Genomic DNA, 5,331 nt, shown 5'->3' with positions numbered 1-5,331 from the left:
GCCCGGGGCACCACCTGTGGGCGCTGGCGGACGACACGCTGGCGGCGACCGGTCTGCCCGGTGAGGTACTGCTCGGCGTGGGGGACCGGCTCGACCGGCGGTGGATCCGGGTGGTCATCACCGAAGAGTGATCTGACTCACACCGCTAGAGTTGAGTGGAATACGCTCAACTCTGGTTGTGTCGATACCTGGTGGAACGCCGATCCGGGGGAGCCCATGAACACCGAACGCCTCACCACCAAGAGCCGCGAGACCATCAGCGGGGCCGTCGCCCTGGCCAACCGGCGCGGCCACGCCACCGTGGAGCCCTGGCACCTGTTGCTGGCCCTGCTGGACACCGAGGGGTCGACCGCCGCCGGCCTGTTGCGCGCTGCCGGAGCCGACGCCACCGAGCTGCGCCGGGTCGCCCAACGGGCGGTCGACGCGTTGCCCGCCGCACGCGGCTCCAGCATCGCCGAGCCCACCCTGGCCCGCGAGTTCGTCAACGCCATCGGCGCCGCCGAGCAGATCGCCCGGCCGCTCGGCGACGAGTACACCTCCACCGAGCACCTGCTCGCCGGCCTGGCCCGGGTCGGCGGCGCGGTCGCCGGCGCGCTCAAGGCCGCCGGCGCCACCGAGGAGAACCTGGTCGCCGCCTTCCCGACCGTACGCGGCGGGGACCGGCGGGTCACCACCGCCGACCCCGAGCAGACCTACCAGGCCCTGGCGAAGTATGGCGTCGACCTGACCGCCAGCGCCCGCGACGGCAAGATCGATCCGGTGATCGGCCGGGACTCGGAGATCCGCCGGGTGATCCAGGTGCTGTCCCGGCGGACGAAGAACAACCCGGTGCTGATCGGTGAGCCGGGCGTCGGCAAGACCGCCATCGTCGAGGGGTTGGCCCAGCGCATCGTCGCCGGTGACGTGCCCGAGTCGCTGCGGGACAAGAAGCTCGTCTCGCTCGATCTCGGCGCGATGGTCGCCGGCGCGTCCTACCGGGGGCAGTTCGAGGAACGGTTGAAGTCCGTCCTGGAGGAGATCAAGAACTCGAACGGGCAGGTCATCACCTTCCTCGACGAGCTGCACACCGTCGTCGGCGCCGGCAAGGGCGAGGGCTCGATGGACGCCGGCAACATGCTCAAGCCGATGCTGGCCCGCGGCGAGCTGCGGATGGTCGGCGCGACCACCCTGGACGAGTACCGCGAGCACATCGAGAAGGATCCGGCGCTGGAGCGCCGCTTCCAGCCGGTGCTCGTCGGCGAGCCGACCATCGAGGACACCATCGGCATCCTGCGGGGCCTGAAGGAACGCTACGAGGTGCACCACGGCGTCCGCATCACCGACGCGGCACTGGTCGCCGCCGCCGCGCTCTCCGACCGCTACATCACCGACCGGTTCCTGCCCGACAAGGCGATCGACCTGGTCGACGAGTCCGCGTCCCGGCTACGCATGGAGATCGACTCCCGGCCGGTCGAGGTGGACGAGATCGAGCGGGCGGTCCGCCGGCTGGAGATCGAGGAGATGGCGCTGGCCAAGGAGCCGGACGCCGCCTCCGCCGAGCGGCTGGAACGGCTGCGCAAGGAGCTGGCAGACAAGCGTGAGCAGCTCACCGCGCTCTCCGAGCGGTGGAAGCTGGAGAAGGACCACATCACCAAGCTCTCCACCGCCAAGGAAGAGCTGGAACGGCTCGGCGGCGAGGCCGAGCGGGCCGAACGCGACGGCGAGCTGGAACGCGCCGCCGAGCTGCGCTACGGCCGCATCCCCGCACTCAAGGCCGAGCTGGCGCGGGCCGAGGAGGAACTGGCCCGCCTCCAGGCCGACGGCGCGATGCTCAAGGAGGAGGTCGGCGCGGACGACATCGCCGCCGTCGTGGCCTCCTGGACCGGTATACCCGCAGGGCGGCTACTGGAGGGCGAGACCGCCAAGCTGCTCCGGATGGAGGAGTCGCTGCGGGCCCGGGTGGTCGGCCAGGCCGAGGCAGTCGGCGCGGTCTCCGACGCGGTCCGCCGGGCGCGGGCCGGCGTGGCCGACCCGGACCGCCCGACCGGCAGCTTCCTCTTCCTCGGCCCCACCGGCGTCGGCAAGACCGAGCTGGCGAAGGCGCTCGCCGAGTTCCTCTTCGACGACGAGCGGGCCATGGTCCGCATCGACATGAGCGAGTACGGCGAGAAGCACTCCGTCGCCCGCCTGGTCGGCGCCCCGCCCGGGTACGTCGGCTACGAGGAGGGCGGCCAGCTCACCGAGGCGGTGCGCCGCCGCCCGTACTCGGTGATCCTGCTGGACGAGGTCGAGAAGGCCCACCCGGATGTCTTCGACATCCTGCTCCAGGTGCTCGACGACGGCCGACTCACCGACGGTCAGGGGCGCACGGTCGACTTCCGCAACGCGATCCTGATCCTCACCTCCAACCTGGGGTCGTCGGTGATCGGCGACCTGACGCTGGCCGAGGAGCAGCGCCGCGAGGGGGTGCTCGCGGTGGTCCGCTCGCACTTCAAGCCGGAGTTCCTCAACCGCCTCGACGACATCGTGGTCTTCGCCACGCTTCGGGGCGACGACCTGCGGGCCATCGTCGACATCCAGCTCGGCCGGCTGCGCCGGCGACTCGCCGACCGTCGGATGGCGCTGGACGTCAGCGACTCCGCCCGTGGCTGGCTCGCCGAGCACGGGTACGACCCGATCTACGGGGCCCGCCCGCTGCGCCGGCTGGTCCAGTCGGCCATCGGCGACCAGCTCGCCAAGGCGCTGCTCGCCGGCCAGATCCGAGACGGCGACACGGTCCGGGTCGACCTGGCCGACGTGAAGGACTCCCTCTCCGTCACCGCCGCCTGACTCCGACCGTGGGGCCGGTCCCGCCTGCTCCGGCGGGGCCGGCCCCAGCCCGCCCTGCCTCTGCCGATCCCGAGGTTCCCGGCCGGGACCAGAAATCCCCCGACCCACAGGGCAGCTCCGGGGAGTGGGGTGGCCGGGTGGGGAAAGGATGGAGGCATGGTCGGGATCGGCAAGCCAGGCTGGGCACGGGAGTTGGACACCGCGGTGCGGGAACTGGCCGGGGCGGACACCGTGGCGTTCGGCGGGGTGGGAATCGCGGGCACGCTGCTGCCCGCGACGGAGGCGTACCAGCGGGTCGAGGCGGCCCTAGCCGCGCACCCGGTGGAGGCCCGCAGGCAGGTCGACCGGCTGCTGCGGCGTGGCTCGCCGGCCGGGAAGGCGTACGCGGCGACGCTGCTGGAACGCGTCGATCCGGCCGCCGCCAGGGATGCCTGGGCCGCTTTGCGCGACGAACCGGGCGGGTTCACCACGTTCACTGGCTGCGTGATGGGCAGTGCAACCCTGCGTGCCTACGCCGCCGACCGGCTCGCCGGAGCCTGACCTCGGCCCGAGAAAAGTTGCGGCAACGTGGAGTGTCAGGCAGTTGGGACACCACTGTCTGGCGCATGTGAGCTTCGCCGCCGGAACGGGTGGTGTGGCCACTAGTCTCGGACCGATGTCACCGTCGCGCCGTCGCCGTCTCCCGCCGCGTGCGGTGGAGGCCGCGGGGTACCTCCAGGGGTTCGTGCTCGCCGGAGTGGCGACGGTGCTGGTCACCCGGGCCTACCTCAGGGCGACCGGCTATCCGCAGATCGGCGGGGGTGGCCTGCACATCGCCCACGTGCTCTGGGGCGGCCTGCTGATGGCCGTCGGGCTGGGCGTGGCGCTGGTCTTCCTCGGCGGCGCGGCCCGGATGGCCGGCGCGATCGTCGGCGGGACCGGCTTCGGCCTCTTCATCGACGAGGTGGGCAAGTTCGTCACCGCCGGCACCGACTACTTCTACCGGCCGGCGGCCTCCATCATCTACGCGGTCTTCGCCCTACTCGTGGTGATCACGCAAGCGGTCCGCGACCGGATGACGCTCACCTCCGGAGAGCGGGTGGCGAACGCCCTGGACACGGTGGTGGGCGGGGTGGGCCGAGGGCTGACCGACCGCCGCCGGGTCACCACCCTGCGAATGGTGCGCGGTGCCGGCCCGGAGGTCGAGTACGCGGTGTCCCAGCTGCTCGACGCGGTGCCGCGCCGGGAGCCGCCACCCCGCCGGTTCTGGCAACCCTGGCTGGCCCGGCTGCGCGCCGGGGCGGTGCGCCTGATCAGGGCGCGCTGGGTGGTCGCGCTGGTGGTGGTCTATCTGGTCGTCGAGCCGGTAGTCAACGTGGGGTCCGTGTTGGTGGACGGGGTGACCGGCCGGCTGGACGAGGTGCGGGAGTGGGGCGCGGTGCTCGGCGTGTCCGCCGCCGCGCTGGTCGCCGCGGTGCTGGGCGTCCGGGCGGCGTTCCTGCTGCGCCATGACCGGGCCGGCGCGTTTCGGCTGTTCAAGCTGGCGCTTCTGGTCAACCTGCTGTTCGGCCAGATCTTCAACTTCACGGTCAACCAGTTCGGCGCGGTGGCCACGCTGGCGGTGGACCTCTTCCTGCTCGCGGTGGTGACCGGCGAACACCGGCGGGTCCGCGCCGAGGCCGGCTGAACCGGCCGACGCCGCCGCTCCCGAGCGTCCGGCGCGCGCGGGTGGGCGGGAGTGGATACGGTGTGGGCGCGATCCAAGGGAAGGAGAATCGTGGTCGATTCCCAGCACACACCGGCCCGCGCCCGGCCGGCCGTGGTGACGATTTCCAGCTACCTGTTGATTCTGTTCGCCCTGCTCCAGGTGATCAACCTGATCATCGCGCTGACAACCGCCGGCACCATTCGCAACGTGCTCGACGACGCCTATCGCGGCACCGCCGCGAACGGCGCGCAGGACGTCGCCACCTTCGCCATGGCGTTCGTGATCGGTGGCGCCATCGTCGGGCTGCTGCTGGCGATCGTGCTCGCCGTGCTCGGCCTGTTCAACAACCGTGGCGCGAACGGCACCCGGATCGCGACCTGGGTGCTCGGCGGCATCGTGTTCTGCTGCTGCGGCCTCAGCACCGCCAGCGGGTTCGCCAACGGTTTCGGCACCGGCGGCCCGACGGACGGTGACATGCCCAGCGGCGAGGAGATCGCCCGCCGGATGGAGGAGGCCCTGCCGTCCTGGTACACCCCGGTGACCACCCTGCTGGCGGTGCTCACGCTGCTGTCCCTGCTGGTGGCGCTGATCCTGCTGGCGCTGCCGAAGGCCAACGAGTTCTTCCGCAAGCCGCAGCCGGCCTGGGAACCACCCGCTCCTGGTGCCGCCTATCCCGGCTACCCGGCCACCCCGGGTTACCCGCCGGCTTCCGGCCAGCCGGGTTACCCGCCGGCTTCCGGCCAGCCCGGTTACCCGACGGCTCCGGGCCAGGCGCAGCCGTCGGGCGGCACCGAGTGGCAGGCCCCGCCGCCCCAGTCGGCCGAGCCCCCCTCAAC

General features: G+C 72.1%; 4 protein-coding genes. All 4 read left to right on the top strand.

Translation table 11 applies throughout. The features are described 5' to 3' along the window. The first annotated feature begins 216 nt into the window (after positions 1–216). Positions 217–2,808 carry an ATP-dependent chaperone ClpB gene (clpB, locus tag E1193_RS29805; RefSeq protein ID WP_132186477.1) on the top strand — a complete coding sequence of 864 codons (2,592 nt, stop codon included), beginning with the start codon at positions 217–219 and terminating at the stop codon, positions 2,806–2,808. Between the two features lie 156 nt (positions 2,809–2,964). Next, positions 2,965–3,348 (top strand): hypothetical protein, encoded by a 384-nt coding sequence (locus E1193_RS29800; RefSeq protein WP_132186476.1) that lies wholly within the window; start codon positions 2,965–2,967, stop codon positions 3,346–3,348. Between the two features lie 115 nt (positions 3,349–3,463). Continuing rightward, positions 3,464–4,474 (top strand): hypothetical protein, encoded by a 1,011-nt coding sequence (locus E1193_RS29795; protein ID WP_132186475.1) that lies wholly within the window; start codon positions 3,464–3,466, stop codon positions 4,472–4,474. A gap of 90 nt (positions 4,475–4,564) precedes the next feature. After that, positions 4,565–5,331: hypothetical protein (locus tag E1193_RS29790; protein ID WP_207922923.1), on the top strand; the 767-nt coding region annotated here is incomplete at its 3' end.

Source organism: Micromonospora sp. KC606, from assembly GCF_004348675.1.
Lineage (GTDB): Bacteria > Actinomycetota > Actinomycetes > Mycobacteriales > Micromonosporaceae > Micromonospora.
Note: the sequence above shows the minus strand (reverse complement) of the source record. Positions and strands in the feature narration are given on the sequence as shown.